Raw genomic sequence first — 23,530 nt, 5'->3', positions numbered from 1 at the left:
GTTCTTCCTAGTTCAGTGAAATCTGGCCAGCTTTTAAGGCAATCGAGGCACCATTAATGGCTATTTTGTTGCCTTTAATATTGATCTCCCCCGAACTCGACATCTGAATCGAAGCGCCGCCCACTTTAATTTCGATGCTTTTGCCTGCGGTGAGAGAGAGGACTTCGCCAATGTCGAGTGAATAGTTTTTCCCAATCTTCCCAGAGACGTTTTGTCCAACCTCCTCCGTCAGGTTGTTGGTAATTTTCTGGGTCTTATTGTTCTCAACTAGGACATCAGCGGAATCTTCGATGACCATTTGAAAGTTCTTTTCCGCATGAAGATAGACATGCTCCTCACCCGGTTTGTCTTCAAAGCGTAATTCGTTGAAGTTGCTCGCCCCTTTTTCTACAGACTGGCTACGGTAACCACTTTGGGTCTTCTTCTCTGGCAACGAAAAAGGTGGCGCTTGCGTCCCATTGTAAAGCGACCCTGTCACCACTGGCTGATCCGGATCCCCATTGATAAATTCAACGATGACCTCTTGCCCCACTCTTGGTAGGAACGAGCTTCCCCAGCCATTCCCTGCAATTTGTTGTGCGACACGTATCCAGCACGAACTCGTCGTATCAAACTTACCTTCACGATCCCAGTGAAATTGAACTTTTATCCGCCCATATTTATCGACGTAGATTTCACCTTGCTTATTACCTGTCACAACCGCAGTTTGGATTCCGCGAATAACGGGCCTCACAAAGTTAACCGCCGGACGATGCACTTTCCCTGACTCAATGCAGGTAAAGTAAGTCCTAACACCTTGATTTGAAGGGCCACCATGACCTACTTGGTTGAAAACAGCAGCGTTGATCACAATCGATGAGAGCACAAACTCTTTGCCGATTCGGCTAGGGTCTTCATGCTTGCCAAATTTGAAACTTCTGCCGACCGCAAAGGAACGGCAACTCGACTCTCCAGAACAAACGTATGCGTTTTGCTGTAATGATTCGATCGTGTGAGTATTTCTCGTTTTGTACTGATCACCTGACTCCGCTTCACCCAGATATTCATAATGCTCGCTGCTCGGAACGGTAAATAAGGACTCGCTCCCTTTTGCTATATTGTTGGGGTGTGAAGCTGGCTTTTTCATGTCATAACCACTTTTGTGACTACGCATGATCACCATCGATTGAGCTTCATGCCACGAAGAGATATGGCCCAACTCTGCGGTACCTGAATTGAAATCAATTAAAAACTCAGCACCTGGCTTGTAATAGCTGGCATCATCAAATATCTCGATCACATGTGAAGATTTAGTATGGCTGAAACAGAACGATAGCCCTTCCTCAGATAAGAGTCTTTTAACAAACTGTAGATCCGATTCTTCGTACTGAACTTTGTAGTTATACTTGGCATAGCTTTTGGTCAGAGAAAAAGAAAAGTCGACGCCATGCTCACCAAGAATTAATGAAATGATTTCTTTTATATCTTTATTTTGAAAGATTCGGCTGTTGATTTTGTAGTCCGCAAAATTCAATTTTGGCACAACAACAAGCTCAATTTTTTTGTAGTTTTCACCATCTTCAAATTTGGTCACTCGGCTTCCTGCTAGTGTTGCCTTTGCAACAAACCCATGGAAGTATCTCGGTTCCAACATGACTTGGCTATTATTATCCATTTTGATAATAACTGGCTGACCCACGATTTGATTCAATTCGCCTTTTTGACCATTAAAATAAGCATAAACTCGCAATGAAAATAGCTCTGACATTTCTTCTCTATATTCAAAAGAATTGAGAATAATCGCATCTTTCCCATAAGGCGTGGAAATATTTATAAATTTATTATCTTGAGTTGCTTTTTTCATTACAAACTTCTTTATAAACAAATAAGGAGGGCACTTTCGAACCCTCCAAATGATTTACATTTGTTGACCTTTAACACCGCTGTAACCGTATACCAACGGAGCAGATGTGTTGTTTTTGTCATCAGTAGGCGTCACAGTCATCATCATCTCTGTGTAAGAGATCGTGATTGTTTCAATTGGACGGTCATCTTGAATTGACACTGCATAGTTAGAAATCATGGCATCCGTTAGTTGAATTTTCATGATTTCTTCGATTTTCTCACCCTGCTTAGTGATATGGAATACAGCGGGTTTGCCCTTACCAATCGTGGCTTCTTTGAACAGATCTGGGGATGCTTTGTCTTGAAGTTTGGTAATGGTCATATCGTAAAGACGAGTAGAGCTTGCTTCACGATCCATTGCGGTACCAGTATAAGAAGAAATTTCACGACCTACACTCCAATCAACTGAAAGAAGAGTAATCATATCCTTGTACTGTTCTGCGGTAGCTTCACCTTTAATATCAGCATATTTCAGGTAGGTATTTGACTGCATGCTAGTCTCCTATAGCATTTGATTAATAAAACTCAAAAAAGAGTCAGATTTTCTTACTAGAATAAGAACTTTAGAATTAATAATAAATGTATTAAATAGGTAAAATTAAATACACACTTTTATAACTGAGATGCTCGCTATTTAGTAGTGAATAACGAACATCTGTTAAACATGTTAGATGCAATTCTCAAATAACTAAAAATCATAAAAAAGTATTAGACGATTGAGATAGACAAGTCATTAACTTCACCTTCTATCTCAATTCTATTAATTCTTATATCATTAAGAATGGCATTTAATACGGATTCAGATATTTTAGGCAACACCTTATTTTCAATCACATTTTGAAGAGCACGCGCGCCACTGCCCGTTTCATTGCAGCTGTCAACAATACTATTAATTAAGCGTTCGTTGATCACTGCTTCTGCTTTATAGTTTGTCTTTATCCTCTTCTGAATTTTGGAGAGTTTCAACGCGGTGATTTTCTCCAAAACATCACGGTGCAAAGGGATATAAGGAATGACATTCACTCGACCTAAAAAAGCGGGCTTGAAATCCTGTAACAAATCGTCTCGTAGCGCTTCTTTGAGTGCCTCCGGATCCGGAGCAAGCTCTGGATCTTGGAATAACTCCATTGTTGTTTCCGTCCCAGAGTTGGAAGTCATGATAATGATGGTGTTTTTGAAATCGATGTCTCGCCCTTCACCGTCTTTAATCATCCCCTTATCAAACACCTGATAGAAAATATCCTGTACACCCGGATGGGCTTTCTCCATTTCATCAAGCAATATGACGCTGTAAGGTTTTCTTCTTACGGCTTCCGTTAGCACCCCCCCTTCGCCATACCCAACGTAGCCCGGAGGAGAGCCCAGCAGTAATGAGACTTTATGCTCTTCTTTAAATTCAGACATGTTAATGACGGTGATGTTCTCTTCACTACCATAAACTTGCTCAGCAATGGCCAATGCAGATTCCGTTTTACCGACACCACTTGGGCCTACCAAGAAAAAAATACCGTTAGGTTTTGATTCTTCATTGAGCTGCGCTCTCGCGGTTTTGATCACTTCCGCCATTTTACTCAACGCGTGATCTTGGCCGACCACTCGCTCTTGCAGATGTTGCTGTAAGTCTAGAATCGCTTTTATTTCATCGCTTTTTAGTTTGCCTAACGGTATGCCTGTCCAGCCTGCAATAATTTCAGCAATTAGGGCTTCGTTAACATGCGAAAACACCAAAGGCATCGGGTTAGACGATAACTGCTGTTCAATGGATTGCAGCTGATTGGCTTTCTCTGCCGATGGTTCTGCCAAAATGGAATCACGGAGCGCTTTGGCCTGTTTGACTGCGCCTTCTTCATCTCGCCACGTTGTCTCTAGTTGGTTGATTTCACTTCGAAGGTGCGACAACTTACTTTCTAGTTCATCAAGGGTTGTTTGATGAGAATGACCAAATGCAAGTTCATTGGTGAGCTGAAGTTGTTGAGCTTCTATCATTAGACGTTTTTTGTATTTCTGATCAAGCAGCCCTGGTATCGAGTTTTGACTCAAAGCAACACGAGAGCACGCGGTATCTAAAACCGATACCGCCTTGTCTGGCAACTGACGACCGCTAATGTAGCGAGAAGAAAGAAAGACAGCGGCCTTGAGTGCTTCGGTAGTAATGTGGACACCATGATGTTTTTCCATGACAGGAACGAGGCCACGCAGCATCTCTATCGCCAATTCAGGTGATGGCTCCTCTATTTTAACCACTTGAAAACGACGGGTCAGAGCCGCGTCTTTCTCAACATATTTTTTGTATTCAGCCCACGTGGTTGCGGCGATCGTACGTAGCTCCCCTCTGGCTAAAGCAGGCTTAAGAATATTCGCTGCATCACCTTGACCAGCCTGCGCCCCTCCACCAATCAAACCGTGCGCTTCATCGATAAACAGTACGATAGGTACCGCAGACTCTTTGACTTCTTTGACCACGTTCTTCAATCGATTTTCAAACTCGCCCTTCATGCCAGCACCGGCCTGAAGTAGCGCCAAATCGAGCGATTTAATTCTCACCGCTTTAAGCGCGGGTGGCACATCTCCTTGAGCGATTTTTAGCGCAAGTCCTTCGACAACGGCAGTTTTACCGACTCCCGCCTCGCCCGTCAGGATAGGGTTATTTTGACGACGTCGCAGCAGAATATCCGTCATCAACCGAATTTCATCATCTCGGCCAATCACCGGATCAATTTGCCCCAGCTCCGCTTGCTCTGTCAGATCTATCGTAAATTGGTCCAACGCTTGTGTAGAAGCCTTGTGGTTGGGTAGATCATTAGCCATTTCAACATGAGTCTGTGCGTATTCGATTAGCGCACTAGGTTGAATTTTGCTTAGCTCTTTGCTCACAGTCGAAGATAGAGCAAACAACGTGTCGTCAGAGAGGAAGGCATGAAGCAGGTGAACGGCAGCAATTTTTTCTGCTTCAAACGCGATCGTCGCTGTCATCCACGCATTCTGTAATATGGTGACCGTATGAGATGACAACCCAGGCACTGTTTGGTAGCCCGTTTTGTACTTCTCTAATTGTAAAGAGAGATCCGTCTGCAATTGGTGCAGATCAACCTTAAACGAACGATACAGTTCGATTTCATCAGGCCCAGCGCTTTGCACTAGCGTCAGCAGCCAGTGTGTCATTTCGATGCTGTGGTGGGTTCTTGAGCTCGCCAAAGCGGCGGCTTGCTCTAATGCTCTTTTCGCTTCAGGGGTTAACTTGTCAACTAACGCGGATAGTGAAAGAGATGCCATTCTTAAATCCTTTTTAAATTGTTATCGTTATATGTTTATTTGCATTCGACAGGCTCGGCATTAAGATACTGCCTTTACCTAATCGACCTCTCCCTTTTGCTAAATTAGCGCTAGGAAGTTGTGCTCTACGAGCGGTTAAAGTCCAACGAATACGCTTACTCGTCCCTAACATGCGGCACATCAAACGCTTGGTCTCACTCAATCGTTCGGTGTGGAGCAGCGCCGCCAATGAATCAGGGTCTTTTGCAATCAACTCAACATCAAAGCCGGAACTCATATTCCAGCTTTGCTTACCAAGCATGGCTCCCAACCCCAGTTGTGCGTGCTGCCCTTCCGGCCTATCATGGCTGCAAAGGCGAGTTTGCTCTGCTTCACTAATGTCAAACCAGCGACCTTTGAACTCATGCAAACGCACATCACATCCGGTATAAAACTCAATGACGCTTTTGATGTATGCACGGCTTCGACGCTTTGACGTAAACATACCTCCGAAGAAAATCGCTTCATCGTCCTGGTTGCCTGTCAGAGAGGATAGGACGATCTGAATTGGCGACGAGGCCGATTTCTTATCTTGCGTTCGCAGTTGTGCAGGCAATTGATATGACAGCCAACACCGGTAGTAGAGAGAGAGCAATCTGTGGTTAAAAATGTCGAAGAAATCCTTCATAGCCGTGTCATTTTCACGCGCTCTTTGCATAACCAGTTCGCTGTAATGACTCGGCAGTACCCCCTGCTCGCCAGTTAAACCGATGATGTTGGTATGTAAGGTTAATTTTTTGCTCTGGCTATTTGGTACGACATTTATCAGCTCTCTCGCTTCATAGCCTAAACGTTGAGAAACTGTAAGTTGGATTTTTTCATTCTTTGGCAACACATCAGAACCCAGATGACTATCTGCCTGCAGTAGATGAGTCTCTATCAAATGTATCGCGGTAAAGAGAGGTAGCGATTCAATCTCAGCGAGAAAATCTTCACTTTTCATAACAGCTCTCTCTCTCCCGCCATCGATGGCCATTTATGGAATAATTCCCCAGTGGAGGAAAGCTTGATAAGCAGCCGCGTGAACGTGTTCACTTCAGCGAATTGTGAGAAATAACTCGATAGCACGTTTCCTAACAAAAAGATCTGTTCGCGAGACAAAATCTGATCGGAAATTGTTAAGGCGATTTCGCTGCCGTGGCAAAAACCTACTCGGCCATTTTGTACCACGCGCCCAGTCGTCATCTGTGTCGACATCCCTTTAATTGAATCGATCAATGCTTTGGTTTCTGGCGAACCTCTAAAAGCCAGCAAGTTCAAGATTTGCTTGAGCGTTTCCGCTCCTTGTTGATTACAGAAATGATCCAATGTAATGAGTTTGGCAAACTGCCATCGAGTCGTCTCATCCATTTCCGCGCGAATAGTTTCGGTTGGCGTGGTCAAGCAACGAACGCGACTAAAATTGTCCTGACTCTCGGGCACTGTGACCAGAGGAAGCCCTCCACCAAACGGAATTTTGGCGGGGAGATTACGATTGCAACACCACGTGTCGATCGACATCAACCAACTTTCTTTTGCATCAGGGGCAAATAATTGATGCTTGCGGTCAACCAGTGATACGAACACTTCCCGCCCAGGTTCATCAAAACCACCAGCCCAGTTTCTATCTTCTCTACGCATTAACCAGAACAGATCATATTGCGTTTGATAGTGGGTATGCGTCCCTGCGTAGTAAGGAGGCAAGTTTTCGAAGACCTTATTCCAATTTCTTAACGTGACGTCATCAATGCTGACCACTTCACTCGACTCTGGATCGCAGTGCTCTGGATGCAGTTGATATTCATATTCAGAGGCTTGCACCCTCATTGGCTTCATTTTCGCTTGATAAAGATTAACAACCGGAACCGCACCTAAAGCGATATTTTCGACAGAGACTTGTTTCTCCAGCCAGTCGTTGCCCTCTGCAAAATAGAGCCAGATTTCCGCTTTCCCTTGTTCGCTAGCGAGGACTGAGAGATCTAAGTCTGTCATCTCAAAAAAGAGAAATTTTTCGGGGAAGTGCAAGTACTCGATCAATAGACGCGTGCCAGAAAAGCTACGCTTACTGTATGGAACCGCTTGTATTTGGTCGTCGAAGCCCAATGAACGTATGTGACGTGGCGTGAGCTCTTTTTTGCATCGACCTCCTTGTACCAAGCTTAGGCCAATGCAGGATTGAAATATTTGTTGATAAAGCTGCAGAGCGGCTTGTCGTTGACCACTCAGATAGAATCGCAGGCATGAATCATCCAGAGTGGATAGGCTCAACTCAGCATTGTTCGATTGAATTTCGAGTTTGAGCACTGATTTGGCGGCGAGCTCCGTACGACACTCTGTGCCACTAAAAGGGGCATTTTCAAACTGGGCGTCAGTGACATCAAAAGGATGAACTTGTGTGGCACAGCACGTTTTGAAGTCACACACTTGGTATCCCGGTGCCGTGATCGTGACGCGTTCCCCTTTGGCCACCGTAAACGCCGACGACGACGAAGTCGTTCCTTTCAACTGCACAATCGACATTGACGGAATTGGGGCGTGAAAATCGGGAAATAGCTGCCCTATTAACGCTTCGGTTAGCTGTGGAAACGCGTTATCCAAGCTTTGTCGAATACGAGCAGAGAGAAAAGCACACCCTTCGAGAAGCCTTGACACATGAGGGTCTTCAACGACTTCATCATTCATTCGCAATCGAGCGGCAATCTTAGGGTATTGTTCCCCAAATTCATGGCCTTTATGACGCAAATACGCGAGTTCTCGATTGTAGTATTTCAGAAAATCTTCACTCATTTCGCTCTACTCAGTTTTATCCCTAGACTGACGGGCTCAACTTCCGAATCCATAACCAACTCCTGCTCGTTATTGTCAATCATGCAGGTCGCCTTGATTCTGAGTTTTAAAATTCGATCTAACGGATTTTTGTCTTCTGCAATGACGACCGACACATAGTTGAGCCTAGGTTCATACTGTTGAATGGTTTCTTTCACTCGTTGGCACAGAACCTGTTGCCCATCCGTACTGCTAAATGGCATTGACGAGAAATCTGGCAAACCATATCGCAAGATAGACGTCTGTATTTCACGTAACTCATCTGACAACGTCATCCAGTTGATACGGCTGTTCAACAATGATTCAAGATCTCGTCTTAGTGAATCCATCAACGCATGTCGCGTTAATGGAAAGTCTCTATCAATGCTGCTCAGAGGATCACTGTCCGTCAATTTATCCATGAGGGATGGGACTAGACCTGTTTCACTCATTCAATCATGGTTTCCACAGCTAAGGCGACTCGTTCTAATTGGCTCAAAGCAAGCGCATTGTCACCAAGCAGCCACATCTTTTGCCCTTGACCGATACAGTGATCCGTACCTAGAACATTTTTCCAGTCCGTTTCTCTGCCCAGTTTTTGGTTGCCACTTTCGGAATCTACGTACGTCATTGGGAAATGAGCTTCACCTTCGCCAAGTCCTTGAATATCGAACTCGCATGGTCGCCATAGTGTTTCCAACATGTTGGTTGCTGGTTTGAGCTCCAAGTAATGGATATGGTTCATCGGAACTAAGAAATAGTTACCTGCGGAAGAAAAGAGCTCAATGAAGCCCCCTAATCGATCATCGAGATCTCTCACATCATCATAGCGCACACCATTAATTTCAAATTGGAGTGCTTGACGGGATTGCTCTGCACGCTCACACACCGAGAGCAGTTCTTCATGGTTGTTCTCTTTTTGCGCCAAAATGAACTGAACAATCGTTTCACCCAGTTTTTCGGTACCCTCTATGAATTGCGCTGATGCGGCGCCTGCAAAAAAGTCCTTTCTTGCTTGAGCGGCTTTAACCAGATGACGAATTTGGCTTGCACCGGGTAAATACTCAGGGAACAACTTAATGGACTGCATTAACTGTTCATCCGCGCGCTCAAACTCGCCCATGATGCATAGCAGTTCAATAAACTTGCTGCGAATAGTGGCGTTTTTGGGCGCCAATTTGATTTCTTTAATCAGCGCTTCTTTGGCGAGTTCGAGCTCGCTTCGACTGAGGTGGTCTTGCCAATCTAACATGTTTATTTCCTTATACAATATGCTCAGGAGACAGCTCCGTAATCAACTTGATCGATGAAACCATTTGATCCAGTTGAAAATGGGGCCGTAGGTGGATCACCGAATAATATTTTCCTGGGCTACCTAGCTTTTCAGTGACTTTTATTTTGGCTTCGTTGAGCGGATATTTTGCTCTCAGTTCATCCGATGCCTCATCAGACGCAGTGGTATATTTATGAAGCCACGCCTGAAAATCTCGTTCTATCGATTGGGCATCTTGATAGCTGCCAATCCGATCTCTTCCCATCACTTTTAAATAGTGAGCAATTCTTGAAACACATAAGGTGTATTGCAACATCGAAGACAAACGTGCATTTACACTGGCTCCCTTGGAAGCAAACTGCTGAGGTTTGTGCAAAGAGATGTTCGAGGTAAAGCTAACAAAAGGCGTTTCAGCGACGGGAGACAGAGGGATAAATCCACAATCTGCCAACTCTTGCTCTCTTTTTTCCGTTATTTTTAAGTTGAGAGGTGCGCGATATCGCCCTCCTTTTCCTGGTAAATCAACCTGACATAAAGAAGGAGGCTGGATAATGCCTTGAGAGTAGTCCCCTGTTTTATGTCCACGTATGTGTGTAAACCAACCATGCTCTTGAAATGCTCTAACAATGACCGCGGCAAAGGAATAGGCGGCATTTCCCCACAACAAATCTTGGTGCGAATCTCGAATTCGTTCGTTATAAACAAAAGAATCCGATCTCGAACCATCACTTTGATATGGCTGACGATACAAAAGGTTGGGTAGCGTTAAACCAATAAACCGAACATCCTCTTCAGCTCGTAGTCGTTTCCAACTCACATATTCGTTTTGCTCAAATTGGGCATACACGTTCGTCATCGACGCGATGTTTTCAAAGTAATCCGAACCAAAAACACTCGGCTCGACCGACATGATGAAAGGGCTAAACGCCGCCGCTGCCGACTGCGCAATTTTCCTTAATATGTTGATTTCTCTTTCAACCACCATTGCGTTTTGACCGCCACAGAGATAATAGTCGCCAATCAATAAACCAAACGGCTCTCCCCCTGGCATCGAGTATTCGTTTTGATAGACCAATTTAAACAGTGCTGATTGATCGAACTCTATCGCACGCTCACTGTCTTTCTTCAGCTCTTCCCACGTACAAGACAAAACTTTGACCTTTACGAGATCCCCAGCATTGTGATCTTTCTGCTGCACAAGGTAATTTAACCCTCGCCACGTCGCTTCAAGCTTTTGCATTTGTCGGTGATGCAGAATCTCATCCAGTTGAACACTCACTTCCCTATCAATAGATTCAATGGCACTGATGATGCTATGAACAAACTCTTGTTTCGTTTTCGCTCCAGAAATCTCAACCCAATAGCTCACCATTTGCGTAAATGTCTTGGCATCAAGAAAATGCGCCATCCAAATACCATTTTCCAAAGCAGACTCTGGTGTCGGTAAATCGTGAGAAAGTTGCTCTATTTCGATGAAATTCATATCGATATGAGGGACTGGCTTTTGATGCCAGTCCCTAGCCTCTCTTATCCGCCAGACTGAGGAATTTTCGCTACCAAACGCAGAGACGTTGTAAGCTCTTCCATTTGCAGCCAAGGTTTAAGCCACGCGACAGCGTTGTAAGCGCCCGGCGCTCCAGGAACTTCTCTGACCTGCACTCGCGCATCCGCCAACGGGTATTTCGCACGGATCTCTTGACCTCCACCTTCCGACGCGTTGACGTAACCAAGGATCCATCGATTTAGCCATGACTCAACGTCTTCTGCTTCCATGAAGCTACCAATCTTATCTCGCGCCATGACCTTGAGATAATGTGCAAAACGAGAGGTCGCCATCATGTAAGGCAAGCGCGCAGAAATCGCAGCATTCGCTGTTGCATCTGGCGAATCATATTTGGCTGGTTTTTGGCAGGTTTGCGCACCAAAAAATACAGCATAGTTGGTGTTCTTATAGTGACATAAAGGCAGGAAGCCCAGCTTACCTAACTCTGATTCACGACGGTCGGTAATGCCGATTTCGGTCGGACATTTCATATCCGGATCACCATCGTCACTCATAAAGAAGTGCGTTGGCAGATTGTCGACACGGCCACCACCCTCTGCGCCACGAATTGCCGTGCAGAACCCATACTTGGCAAATGCATCAGTGAGCTTCGCTCCTAGTACATACGACGAGTTCATCCAGCAGTAGTCGTTGTGCAGTGCATTCACCGCAATTCCAGTGGTTTCGTCTACAGAAAACTCTTCAAAACCAAACTCTTCAACGGGTGATGTCGCTTGTCCATAAGGAAGTCGAGCAAGGACTTTAGGCATCGTCAAGCTGACAAAACGTGAGTCTTGGCTTTCACGGAATGCGCGCCACTGAGTGTATTCGAGCGACTCAAAGACTTTCTCTAAATCTCTAGGCTTCGACAATTCCGTCCATTCGTCAAAACCAAATAACGCAGGTGAGGCGGCAGAAAGGAACGGAGAAAAACCGGCGGCCGCAACATTCGACATAAGACGCAGCGTTTCAATATCTTCTGGATGATTCGTAAATTCATAGTCACCAATGATCGCACCATATGGCTCACCACCAGCACTACCAAATTCTGATTCGTAGACTTTCTTGAAGACCTGGCTTTGATCGAACTCCACTGCTTTACTCAAATCTTTGTGCAGTTCTTTCTTGGTCATACTCACCATACGAATCTTTAACGTGGAGCTCGTTTCCGAATTCATCACCAGATAATTCAAACCACGCCACGTACCTTCCAACTTTTGCAACTCAGGGTGATGCATCACCGCAGACAGCTGCTCAGAAATCTTTTTGTCCAAAGCGGTAATGGCTTCACGAAACGTCACGGTTAGGTTTTTGTTCCACGTTACCGTACCTTTTAAAGCTTCTTCCGTTAATGTTTTGATTAACTCTTCCGCTCTCGAAGCTTCCGTTTGTTTGGTCGCGCCAATCGCTTGTTCTAAGAAGGAATAACTCTGGCCTTCAACGGTAGGGTCTAATTGGGTTTCAAGCTGTGTTGTCATTGTGCTGTCCCTTACTCCGCTTTCTCTTCTTGGCCTAACTTGAGTTCATCAGCCAATTTAGATAGGTTGTCGGTGTTGTTCAAAACCGCTTCAAGCACATTTTCTAGCTCTTCTGAACGGTCAACTTTCGTCATTAGGTCACGCAATTTATTGCGCGTGTCCATCAATTGACGCAGCGGATCAACTTGTCTAACAATCGAGGCGGGTTCGAAATCCTTCATCGATTGGAACTGTAGATTGACCGCAAATTCCGTTCCGTCATCCACCATCGTGTTTTTCACTTTAAACTCCACTGATGGGCTCATTTTCTTGAGAACATCATCAAAGTTGTCTCGATCAATTTGAATAAAACGACGGTCTTTTAGTGGTTTGAGGGCTTCAGTATTTTGGCCAGCAAAATCCCCCATCACACCCACTACAAACGGAAGTTCTTTCTTCAGTGATGTGCCTTCTGTTTCAACATCATAGGTAATATGAACACGTGGCTTCCGTACTCGCGATAATTTCGAGTGGATACTAGTCATATCGTTCTCCCTTTAATTACTCATTTTTGTCTGCTATGCCAACCAAACGGAAATAGCCTTTCTTAGCATCTCCATCGGAAATAAGCTCTGCCAGGAGTTCTGGCAAAGGCATTCCACACCATCGAATCACTTGTTCAATCGTGTATGAAACGGGTGAATGTGGTTCTGTTTCACGAAAAAAATCAGCCACTCGCTGCAACTGCACTATGGCCTGTTCACGAGAGTGCATATTGGCGGCCAATAACTGAAAGTTGGCTTCGCCCTGCCCTCGTCCATCGTTCTCGCCTTCGTGACTGGAGGTAGAGTTCGATGGTTCATCTGAATTCGTTTCGTTTGAAACCTTGATCATTTTGTCACTCGCCAAATGCATAATTGCCGAGTGTATTGCATCTAATTTTCGAGAAATGTAGGAACTGGGGGTAACTTCTTCACACGCACTATCCAAAGCTTGCGAAAATCGCTCAAAAGAACTTATCGCTCTATTTAGATCCTCTATCAGTCTTTGGTAGAACTGACTGCTCGATGATTTGACGGCTTGGGTAATGTCAGATAACTCGGGGACACCCTGATCGCGTTTGGCTCGTTTCTTATCCTCATCACAGCGCTCCAAGTCCAAAGCTTGTTGATACTCCCAATACGCATACGGTTGTTCTGACAGCCCTTCGGTCAAGGGTATGCACGATAACGGGAAAATAAGCGTCCCCTCATTATCAATGCCATTCAAGCCGATGATGGGCGAAATTCTTGTCTCTAGGCCATCTTCATCCGGCATTGGATACAGCACTGCCCAATAATTTTCTAAGTAGTACGTGGCCAGTTCATAGCCCACCGCCATTCCTTTGAAACCATCAAGGCGAGTTAACGCTTCGATAAGCCATGCCACGTATTCTAGATCTTTGGTTTGTGACGTCAGCGCCTGCGGAACTTCATCAAGAAACACTTGCCAGAGGTTGGCATAGTTAAGAATAGGCTCTTCTTCAATAATGGCATTTCGCTCAATATTTCGTGCCTGCATTCTCTGATCTTTCAGTCGGTAATAGAGTGACTGAGGCGTAATATCACTTCTTGGATCCACACCTGCTGGCTGCTCGTCAGAAATTGGCAGTAAGGCTGGCTCAAACCAAGTGAAGTCTTCATCGTGATGACTCATTACACCCTCCTTCTTGCATAGACGGGCACCGTTGCATCAGAGGAATGAGACACGCCCTCTTGAACCAATTGCTTTTCTTTGGCCACTTTGATCAATGCACACGTAACATTGTCATTTGCCCCCCGCACTAACGCAGCGTGAAGAAGAGCAAGACCAGACTGATTAACCGAGTCTGCACACATAATCTGATGTATTTCGCTATTACTAAGCTCTTTGGTCAAACCGTCACTGCAAAGTAAAAACTGATCGCCATGAAGTAGCTGCCCCGACTGTTGGTCAATTCTCACTGTCTCTTCAACGCCAACCGCCCTTGTTATCACGTTGGCTAAAGGATGATTTTCTGCGTCTTCTTCCGCGAGCAGTCCCTGCTCAACTAACTCCATCACTTGGCTGTGATCTCGTGTCTTTTGTACCAAATGATTGTCTCTGAGTAGGTAAATGCGACTATCACCAACCCACAAACAATGGAAATAACCTTCCTGTAAGAACAACAGCACAACAGTTGAACCCATGGTTTTGCCATCTAGGTGGACTTGGGCGTACTGGAAAATTTCCCTATTGGCCACGTCGATCATCTGACGCAATTCATCGATACCAAAATCCGGCGTGTCGAGAACGAATCTTTCAATGCGATCGACAAGCATTTGGCTCGCAACATCACCGGCTGAGTGCCCACCCATGCCATCTGCAACAACCCATACACGCCTTGCGGTCATATCCAACAACGCATCCTCGTTGTAAGGGCGGACTTTACCTGCGTGTGTCTTGGAAAATGTAAAGAAACTCCAACTCATTCGATCACCGTTACCAATTCCATTTCTGCCATTGTCCATCCAACATTGCGGCAAATTTGCCAATTTGTGGTAAACCATCCATAACGAGCATCATCGGCTCGATGGCATCATTACCATCCGTCCACCAGTAGCACGGCTTAGGGAATTGCTGTCGAACAACATGAGAGAGCAAGCTCATCACATTGGTTTCTGTATGTTCCTTAATAAAGAGGTTTTCCCCATTCAGTTTCTTTTGGGAAACCGGTAACGTTTCTGCCGAAATAGCGTTGATTAACTCTGTACCGGACTGTAGATTCTGACGCCAAACGTCGAAGGTAAAATGGTCGTCCAGCACGGTTAACGCTAGCTCTTGCGATTCGGTGGCCCAATCTCGACAGCTCCAATAGCTCACGGCATCACCAAGAACGGGCCTGGCTAATGTAAAGAAGAAGTACCGTCCAGCGGCATCTACGCTAGGAATCATCGTTCCGATGATAGTGGCGTCATTGGTAACACCACTGTCCAATGCGAAATGCCAAATTGGGGCGTTTAGAAAATGGCTTTGCCATGTTTCCTGTAGCTGTTCTTTGCTCACGGCGATAATCGCCTGCTGCCAGTCGTGGAAAAGATCCGCAAAAGGTTTTGGCAAGTCTTGCTTGATAAAATCCCCTTTTGCAGGAATTTTGCCTATAAAGCCCCAGCTTGGTGTTATAGCGTTTGCGGACATCGGAAACTCTCCATATCACTCGACCAAAATGGGTTCATCGTACTTTTAGGAATCAACTCCAGTTGAACTTTGTTGCCTTTCAAATCAATCATGACGATGTTGTCTTTGCGAGATTGCGGCCTTGCTTTCAGAGATTGATCAAGCAACTTAAAAATGCCCCATTCACCTTCATAGGTATAAGCAATTTCACGAATCGAATCGGGTGGTGTGAAAACCACTCTTGTTGCTGAACGCTTCGCTGGCCAAGACAGATTTTTTACTCTTGCTGGCCCATGTCGGTATGCAAGATTCTGCCCCCCAACTTCCAGAACAAAGCTGGTTATATGTTGGTCTAGGTATATCGGTTTCATTGCAAAATCGACTTTTAGTGTATTGTCGAGTTCAAAAAATGACTGTCGGATGCGATCTGCTCGTTGGAATACGGCGAGTGTTTCTTGACTAACACCGATTTCCTTCTCGAAGCGCCACACGCTTCTCGACGTATCGACAAACGGTTCCAAGTACTCGACAAAGAACGCATCAAGTGTTCCGCCGTAGCCAAAGAATCGACTGAAGTCCTTTAACGTCACTTCTGTTTTCGCTCTTGGCTCAAACGGATACCTGCCTTTGATGCTGCGCTCATAAGGTTTAAGAACCTTGTTAACCCATAGCGTGTTAAGGTGAGATCGCGATCCTTTTTCCGCCAACTTGACCGATTCCTCGGAAAGTTCGCCTAGCCAGTTGTTGAACGGAGCGGGTAAAAGCTGTTTAGCATGTTCAATTGACGCGGCAACTTCTCCTGTCACAGTGCCATTTAAGATACTCTTGTAGGCGACTTTCTGATTGTTTCCTGAGCTAGAGAGATCGGCCAAATAACTTTTTAAACCGCTCAATGCGAGGTGAATATCGTCGAAGTCTTGGTCTGTCATCCTGACAAGATCGTCAAACTCGGCTTCCACTTCTTTCCCGGGAAGCGCAATATCAAACGAACTCCCCTCTTCCGGACGATACAAATCAAGTTTGTCCGCCGTATTTGAAAATTTTACTTTGCCGACTTTACCAGCGACTTCAGCGGCCGCTTTTTCGTTGTTGCTTAGCGAAACTTTCGTTAATGCCACCTCTTTTTGTACCGCTTTAAGCAGCGATTCAATTGGTCGCTCAGAGCCCGCTAATGCCATACTCTGTTCTAAACTTAATTTCAAACTTGGTGCCGCTTTGAGTTGGATGTCATTGAGCAGCGTCTTCCATTCATAGACATAGTCACGATAGTAGCGCTCTCTCACGCCTTGCAAAGCGAGATCATGGTCGATGTTCTGCGCGTCAATCTCATCCCCATACACCCAGTTTTCTTCCATCAAGGCCTTTACCATACGACCCAGTTGTAATTGGAAGATGCTATGGAAACCGTTGTACGTGTAGAAACCGGAAATCCCCATGGACAATGGCTTACCACTTTTTCGCTCAAATTGCTCAACTCCTCTTGCCCCTAGAACGTCCGTTAAACGGAATGAAGGCACATGACTTTTAAGGAACTGGAGTTTCATTCTTTGGTAGGCCCTTTCCGACAACGACATTTCTGTTAGAACCAATCTGGCTGCGGTTACTGAATCGCTGTTGATATATAAGCCTCTGTCTGCCTGCGACAAAAAGTTTTCGGTATGAGCGTAGAGTTGCTCTCTTAACTCTTGATTCAGTTCGCCGGGATACTGCCTTTCAAAGAAATAATTGAACCAACCAAGAACATGTTCACGCTCAAATTTGTCATCGTTGAAGAGCATCAAATATGTTTTGAGTGTTTCGTACAGATATTCTCGGTGTTGTTCATTGTTCTTCATTTCACTGAGAAGTACCGATTCAACATAGGATGAATAGTAATTTGTCAGTGCTTGGTGATAAGCACTCTTAGCTGATTGGCCGATTTTCTCACCTTGAAACAAACCAAATGATGTCACACGATCTCTCTCTTCGTCTTGCTGTCCATAACCCATAGGAAAACGCATAATGTGATTGAGAATGTTTATCGAGGGGATCAAGTCATTTTCGAAGTCCAGGCCAGACTTAACGAGCAAGTCATTCACCACAGCCACTTGACGATCCGTTTCATCAATAAGTTGATTGTTCCACTGATAACTCATCATCCACAGAGTGATCGCAGCTCCAGACAGCGCTAGGCACGAGCAGTAGACGCCTTTTCGGATCCAACCACTTTGCTTTTGATGATGACGATTGACCGTCCCTAAAAACTGCTCTTTAAAGATCACGTTTTCAAACAAGTTTTTTACAAAATAGCTGCTTGATTCTTTGGAACTTAACCGCAGTAGAGGTTTGCCCAACCCCAGCCCTTGGGATGTTTCAGACATGATACGATCAACCGGCATACCTTCTTGCAATGAACTCACAATAAAGACGCCGCGAATCATTGAAGATTCTTCAAACTTGTTTTGGGCAAAAATGTCGTTAAGAAACTCGTCTAGATTCGCTTGAAGGCAACGCAATTGTTTTGGAAATTCAAAAATTAACGATCGCTTGTCAAGGTCATGTTCCGTTTCAAGCCTTTGCATCATGCGACGATCAAGTCTCTCCAGTAAGTCATGAAACTCTTTGTTAAATAGAGAGATGACGCCTCGTTCGTCTTCTGTTGAGGGCGGAAACATAAAGCCTAATAACTGCTCACGCTCTTCCTTGGTCAGCTCCGTAAAAAACTCACTAAAACCCGCAATGAGATCAGCCTTAGTCAACACAACGTAGATTGGGAATTGCATACCCAATTGATTTTTCAGCTCTTGTAGCCGATTTTTTATCGCTCTTGCATGCATGCCTCGTTCGGTGCGAGTTTGTGTGAGCATACTGGCGATGCTGACTGTAACAATCGCACCATTAATGGGACGCTGTTTACGGTATTGCTTTAATAAGCCTAAGAATCCATACCATGCTTTTGAATCGACATGTGCTTGGCTATCTTGAGTGGTGTACCGGCCAGCCGTATCAATCAACACCGCTTTATTGGTAAACCACCAATCACAATTTCTCGTACCGCCAATACCAGAAACCGAGTCAACGCCCATTGAGTCTGACAGAGGAAACTCGAGACCCGATTCTTTTAATGCCGTCGTTTTACCTGTTCCAGGAGGTCCAATAAGTACGTACCAAGGCAACTGGTAGAGATGGCTCTTACGCTTTCCACCTTTCGTCACGACTTGAATCGCCTTCTCGATTCTTTCGCGCATGACGTCTATTTCTGCCGCCGCTTCTTTGTCGGTGAGAGCATCCACCTCTAATAGGCTTTGGATGCTTTCGTCTTGTTCCTTTCGCTCCTTCTGTTGACGGACAACGTTCGTCACGCCCCAGATAAAGACTAAAACGACAATAACCAACAAACGGTTAAAGTCTGATTTCAGTGGCTCTATGCCTGCTATCGCGATCAATGGTCCGACAAACCAAATAAAAATTGAAATTGCCCCAAGCCCAATCAAGCGAATCAGCCATTTTTGCCCCAATAAACGTTTAATCTTTGCCATTGTTTGCATCCATTTTTGATTGGGTTTGTACTAGGAGATCGATTTCGACTCTACGGTTGATGCTTTTTCCTTCTGCGCTTTCATTTGATACCAAAGGTCTCGCATCTCCCATACCTTCTGGAATGACACGCCCACTCAATTTGCCTGCTGATGCTAAGCGATCGGTAAGCGCTGTCGCTCTTGCGAGAGATAAATGCCAATTCGAAGGGAATTTACTGGTAAAAATGGGGTTGTTATCGGTATGCCCGACAACCAATATTTTTCCATTGGTCGCCTCGAGTGCTCTGGCCACTTTTGAAACCACAGGGAATATATGCGCGACGAGCTCCGCACTGCCCGATTCAAACAGATCATTGGACTGAAAAGTAATACGCACTCTATCAGGTAATGCATCGACTTTTAGCAAACCCATTTCTATTTCCGTTGCCAACGAACGTTGGATTTGATTTGCTACGGCAAGAGACGAAATATAATCCGCACTTTGGTTCTCTATCTCTTTGCTCGGCACTAAATTCAGTAACTGACTAAAGGTCTGATCGGATTTTTCGTTTAGGCTATAACTCAAGTACATGTACACGCTGACTAACACAGCTGCGGTAATTGATAAAACTACCCACAATGGTGCTTTTTCTGCGATCTGCTCACCAACCAATACTTTAGCTAACGCATCATCGTTGAGTGAAGGACTGTAGTCCCGACCGTGCGATTTAAGGACATCCATTACGCGGTTTTTTAAGGAACGATGTTGCTCGATTCCATTTTCTCGAACTCGAAATTGCCCCAAAAAACCTAAGCTCATGCAGATATACATGACTTCTAGCAGATCTAAGTGCTTATTGGGTTCAGCGAGGCTTTCATCGAGATGTATGAAGAACTGCTCACCGCCTTGAGTATTGGAATAGAATGTCGACAATAACGAGTTGTGTCCCCAAACGGATTGACTTCCCCATTCTGTATTCAGGACTGCTTCATCGATAGCACAACATAAACAGTAGCGTGCAATATCGATCTGCTTACTATTTGCGCCTTGTAACCTCAACCGGTTTTCATAGTCACGCATTTTTTGCACAAATGCTTCACGTAACTGTTTGACATCACTGTGCGTGGCCGTCGCTCTGATTTGACCAAGCAAAGAAACAATGACATTCGCTTCTGCCAGCAGTACGTTATTGCCAAACGCGACGATACTCGTTTCACGTGTTTCTTTACTATTTTGCGTAAAAAGAACCGTGTTATCGCTTTCAAGCGATGCAACAGGTGCCGACTGCGGTGCTTTTTTACGCCCAGGGGTTGGTTTTACAATCGTTTCGTCCATAGCTTCACTTATTGGTTAATACTCCAAAGCTCCATTTCTAACCCTGGGTAATTACCAGAGACATGAAATGCCATTCCCCCGCTTTCATTTAAACGGGCCCAATAAGCACCTTGTTTAACCAGCTCAAAATAGACGTAGCCTGCTGCGTAAGGCATCTGTCTTGGCACCACATTCAGTGGCGAAACGGCAATACCATTGATCTGATTATTGATAAGGTCGCGAATATTCTCTGCGGGTCCAACTTTGATTTGTCCTGGTAACTTTTTTCTAATTTCATCGGCTGAGATATCGGCTTTAACGGCCAATACAAATTGACAAAGTGAAAGCAAACTTTTATCTGGTAATGGTGTAACGCGAATCCCAAACTGGCGAATATCCAAGGGCATCTTGGTCGCAGTTTGCTCCAACACCACACTCAGATATTGGCTTAGGATTTGATTCATCTCTGAAAAGACAGGCCCCAAATTACTGTGTTGGTATTCGGGAAGCTTAGGGACTCGCTTATTTTTACTCGAAAAAGTGGACAGCTCGCCAATTAAGCTCAATAAGGCCGTCGCTAACTCATATGGATGAAGCTCACTCCCTTTTGATAAATGTCTTAAGTTAGCCTCATAGCGATTCAGCATCTGTAACATAATGAAATCCACTGCTGAGGAAGAGGCTGACTTGCCTTGTCCGAGACGACCTGCAATGGCATCTGCCCTAATTTTGATCATGGCTAAAACGTTATTCAGATAACGGGTAAGCAGCGAACTATGGTGTACATTAAGGAAAGGTGGTACGAACTCTTCATCAAGAATGACTTGACCTTCGCTACCAACATGACGAATTTTCACCAGTGGCAAAGAGACATAGCCGGGCAAATTGTCATTAGTTGCCTTTAACTCGCACTTAAGCGCAGCGAGTTGAAGTACTTCTTCATCACCAGACACGCTGTCGGTTAAGGTGTGATCAACCACCTTATAGCGCGTTACCGTTGAAGTCTCGGAATGGGAAACGTTTTGACCTTGGGATTTTTCTGCAGGTATCACAAGCTGAACCAAAGTATTTTCAATCCCTGGCTCAATTTTGAGTGGCTCAGGAATCTGCTCTTTAGTCGGCATGTTGACGAATGTCATATCGGAGAAAATTCCAACACACTCCGTTAGCAATACAACCCCTTCTTTCAGCTGTTCTTTGTCGAGAGAAAACGATTCAATTCCTCGGGAATAACAACCCACTAAACGCGTTAGACCTTTGTATTCATGAGACAACGCTCGCTCTTGTTGCTGAAAGTGTTGAGGACGCAGAAACATCCCTTCACTCCAAACAATCGGTGAATAAACACTCATTTAATATCCTGCCAACGTTGTTATTATTTTATAGCCAAAGACAATTCATCTAGTGAAAGCTCGTAGGTGTTATAGCCCTTGCGATCGACCTTTATCACCTTGCGCCAATTTGCATTTTCGATGTCTCGATATGCCACTACAATGCCAATATATTCAACACTTGGTTTCATCGTAGATTCATAAAGTGTGTTTTGGCCTGGGGAAAGATACAATTCTGTTTTGTTCACCAGATCCGGGCCTAGCGTTTGAGCTGTATTTTCATAGAGAGAGAAGAAGTCTTGACTCGTAAATAAGGTATCAGAGGTGAGTTCAAGGACATAAACCACGACGGGTGAAGGTCTGCCATTCATATCTGGATTGACATTGAATCCTGTCTTTATTTCCAAATTTGAATAGGGAGAAACAACCATATTGGCCGCACTGCAACCCATTAATAAAAACACTATTATTGTGGTAATTACTTTTGCTATGGCTTTCATTTATTCTCTCCCCACTTTTCTTATTGCCGATTCATAAGATTTGGAAAAGTCTTCCAAATAAAATCCTTTTTCATCAACGTCAATCTCATTTCTTATTTGAAAATAGATATCTTCATACTTCTTCCATCGTTTTTTATCGAGTTGCGAAAATATTGATGTCAATCCATTTTGTTCACTTTGAGAGAGGTGTCCAGATATGGTATTCGGTTCAAGCAGACGTAACACCCCAGATACAGCGCCATGAACACCTTCTATCATTGCTTTTTCATGAGCTTCTATATCATTAAATGCAGATTGAATTGCGGCTTCCGGTGAGAGAAAACTCGCACTGCGTCTGTTATATAGATTGTGAATTGCGTCTTCTAAATTCGCCGAAAACTTAAGAGGATTATTTTCCTTTTTCTGAAAAGAGGTATGGTTTAATTTGTTCGCCTGTTTGAACTCTGCACGATTATGCAGTGTCTGCATTAAACCTTCTAACATGAGAGAGTAAGAGCGACCTAATCGATTAAACCATTGCTCTCTTTCCTGTTCTGGAACTAAGCTTAAATCGATACCAGCCCCCTTGAGAAAAGCATTCAAATCCGAATCAACACGTTCACATCGCTTAGCCACTTTATCATCACGAGGATAGTCGTTCGCTCTCTCTTCTTTCTGAGTCGGCTCTATGTGGGGGCGTAATATGGGAGCATCGAGAAAATCATCCAAATCACCTAACTCTGGCGATAGATTTTGATGCTGCTTTTCTTCTTCGGCCAAAAATAGGTTTGCATCAAAACCAAAATCCATAAAATTATCATTACCACTGACTGGCTCTTTATTGACTTCACGTGGTGATAGAGTATTCGTGTGGATTTGGCTTCGAGTTACGTTATGGTTTTCGCTATTTTTAAACGATACTTCGATTTCATACTCTCCAAAATTAATAATATCTTTATCACTTAAAGCCACCTCGACACCATTTCCTACTGGGCTAACTGACTTATTAACAAAAATGCCATTTGTAGAGAGATCTCTAAGTAGATAATCATTACCAAACTTAGTTATTTCACCATGAACACCAGAAATAATTCTTTCAGGATCAGGTAATACCCAATCACAGCTCTCAGAGCGCCCAAATTTCATACAAAAGTGTTCTTCGTTTGTTGGTATTGAATACACACTTTTTATTTCTGGTGTAAAACGGTGGAAACTAGTAATCGAAAGCACTATTCCCATAACATCCTCTAGCCACTTTATTAATAATGCATTTATCAACAAAAACCAAAAATTAAAACTCAATTTTGTTTTCGATATTAGAATGCACTACTACTTTAGATATATTTATTGCTTGCGATAATGAGCATTTTGCTGATTTAACACAAAGCCAAAATCATGCAACAAAACAAATATAGAACACAGTTCAAATTTTTAGTGAGAACTAATGTTACAAAGAATTAGTCCTCTGTTAATTAGTACGA

The 23,530-nt window shown here is 44.3% G+C and carries 18 protein-coding genes; all 18 read right to left on the bottom strand.

Translation table 11 applies throughout. The features are described 5' to 3' along the window. Positions 1-7: 7 nt before the first annotated feature. Positions 8-1,843 (bottom strand): type VI secretion system Vgr family protein, encoded by a 1,836-nt coding sequence (locus AOT11_RS20875; protein WP_017422736.1) that lies wholly within the window; start codon positions 1,841-1,843, stop codon positions 8-10. A gap of 54 nt (positions 1,844-1,897) precedes the next feature. Then, positions 1,898-2,377 (bottom strand): Hcp family type VI secretion system effector, encoded by a 480-nt coding sequence (locus AOT11_RS20870; RefSeq protein ID WP_011081383.1) that lies wholly within the window; start codon positions 2,375-2,377, stop codon positions 1,898-1,900. A gap of 215 nt (positions 2,378-2,592) precedes the next feature. After that, positions 2,593-5,157, bottom strand: coding sequence for a type VI secretion system ATPase TssH (gene tssH, locus AOT11_RS20865; RefSeq protein ID WP_017422735.1), 2,565 nt, complete (start codon positions 5,155-5,157; stop codon positions 2,593-2,595). Positions 5,158-5,170: 13 nt separating this feature from the next. Further along, entirely contained in the window at positions 5,171-6,139 is a 969-nt protein-coding gene (gene tssG, locus AOT11_RS20860) for a type VI secretion system baseplate subunit TssG (RefSeq protein WP_017422734.1), read from the bottom strand. Next, positions 6,136-7,962, bottom strand: a complete 1,827-nt coding sequence (gene tssF, locus AOT11_RS20855; protein WP_017422733.1) for a type VI secretion system baseplate subunit TssF — start codon at positions 7,960-7,962, stop codon at positions 6,136-6,138. The genes tssG and tssF overlap by 4 nt, the downstream gene beginning before the upstream one ends. After that, positions 7,959-8,432, bottom strand: a complete 474-nt coding sequence (tssE, locus tag AOT11_RS20850) for a type VI secretion system baseplate subunit TssE (RefSeq protein ID WP_017422732.1) — start codon at positions 8,430-8,432, stop codon at positions 7,959-7,961. The genes tssF and tssE overlap by 4 nt, the downstream gene beginning before the upstream one ends. Next, a complete protein-coding gene (locus tag AOT11_RS20845) occupies positions 8,429-9,232 on the bottom strand; it encodes a type VI secretion system accessory protein TagJ (RefSeq protein WP_017422731.1) in 804 nt (267 codons plus the stop codon). Before AOT11_RS20845 ends, tssE begins: the two co-directional genes overlap by 4 nt. 10 nt (positions 9,233-9,242) lie before the next feature. Next, positions 9,243-10,850, bottom strand: coding sequence for a type VI secretion system contractile sheath large subunit (gene tssC, locus AOT11_RS20840; protein ID WP_017422730.1), 1,608 nt, complete (start codon positions 10,848-10,850; stop codon positions 9,243-9,245). Continuing rightward, a complete protein-coding gene (tssC, locus tag AOT11_RS20835; protein WP_038941142.1) occupies positions 10,781-12,274 on the bottom strand; it encodes a type VI secretion system contractile sheath large subunit in 1,494 nt (497 codons plus the stop codon). The genes tssC (AOT11_RS20840) and tssC (AOT11_RS20835) overlap by 70 nt, the downstream gene beginning before the upstream one ends. An 11-nt stretch (positions 12,275-12,285) precedes the next feature. Next, positions 12,286-12,798 (bottom strand): type VI secretion system contractile sheath small subunit, encoded by a 513-nt coding sequence (gene tssB, locus AOT11_RS20830; protein WP_011081391.1) that lies wholly within the window; start codon positions 12,796-12,798, stop codon positions 12,286-12,288. Between the two features lie 16 nt (positions 12,799-12,814). Continuing rightward, positions 12,815-13,948 carry a type VI secretion system protein TssA gene (gene tssA, locus AOT11_RS20825; RefSeq protein WP_017422727.1) on the bottom strand — a complete coding sequence of 378 codons (1,134 nt, stop codon included), beginning with the start codon at positions 13,946-13,948 and terminating at the stop codon, positions 12,815-12,817. Next, entirely contained in the window at positions 13,948-14,742 is a 795-nt protein-coding gene (locus AOT11_RS20820; protein WP_026050819.1) for a PP2C family protein-serine/threonine phosphatase, read from the bottom strand. Before AOT11_RS20820 ends, tssA begins: the two co-directional genes overlap by 1 nt. Before the next feature lie 10 nt (positions 14,743-14,752). Next, positions 14,753-15,448, bottom strand: a complete 696-nt coding sequence (tagF, locus tag AOT11_RS20815; RefSeq protein WP_017422725.1) for a type VI secretion system-associated protein TagF — start codon at positions 15,446-15,448, stop codon at positions 14,753-14,755. After that, on the bottom strand, positions 15,430-18,954 hold the full coding sequence (gene tssM, locus AOT11_RS20810) for a type VI secretion system membrane subunit TssM (protein ID WP_017422724.1): 3,525 nt from the start codon (positions 18,952-18,954) through the stop codon (positions 15,430-15,432). Before tssM ends, tagF begins: the two co-directional genes overlap by 19 nt. Further along, entirely contained in the window at positions 18,932-20,260 is a 1,329-nt protein-coding gene (tssL, locus tag AOT11_RS20805) for a type VI secretion system protein TssL, long form (RefSeq protein WP_017422723.1), read from the bottom strand. Before tssL ends, tssM begins: the two co-directional genes overlap by 23 nt. Before the next feature lie 8 nt (positions 20,261-20,268). Continuing rightward, complete coding sequence (tssK, locus tag AOT11_RS20800; protein ID WP_017422722.1) at positions 20,269-21,591, bottom strand: type VI secretion system baseplate subunit TssK; 1,323 nt, start codon at positions 21,589-21,591, stop codon at positions 20,269-20,271. Positions 21,592-21,614: 23 nt separating this feature from the next. Next, positions 21,615-22,070, bottom strand: a complete 456-nt coding sequence (gene tssJ / locus AOT11_RS20795) for a type VI secretion system lipoprotein TssJ (RefSeq protein ID WP_017422721.1) — start codon at positions 22,068-22,070, stop codon at positions 21,615-21,617. Beyond that, positions 22,071-23,288, bottom strand: a complete 1,218-nt coding sequence (tagH, locus tag AOT11_RS20790; RefSeq protein WP_026050818.1) for a type VI secretion system-associated FHA domain protein TagH — start codon at positions 23,286-23,288, stop codon at positions 22,071-22,073. Between the last annotated feature and the right edge of the window lie 242 nt (positions 23,289-23,530).

Source organism: Vibrio vulnificus NBRC 15645 = ATCC 27562 (assembly GCF_002224265.1).
In the GTDB taxonomy this organism is placed as follows: domain Bacteria; phylum Pseudomonadota; class Gammaproteobacteria; order Enterobacterales; family Vibrionaceae; genus Vibrio; species Vibrio vulnificus.
This window is presented reverse-complemented; position numbering and strand designations above follow the sequence as displayed.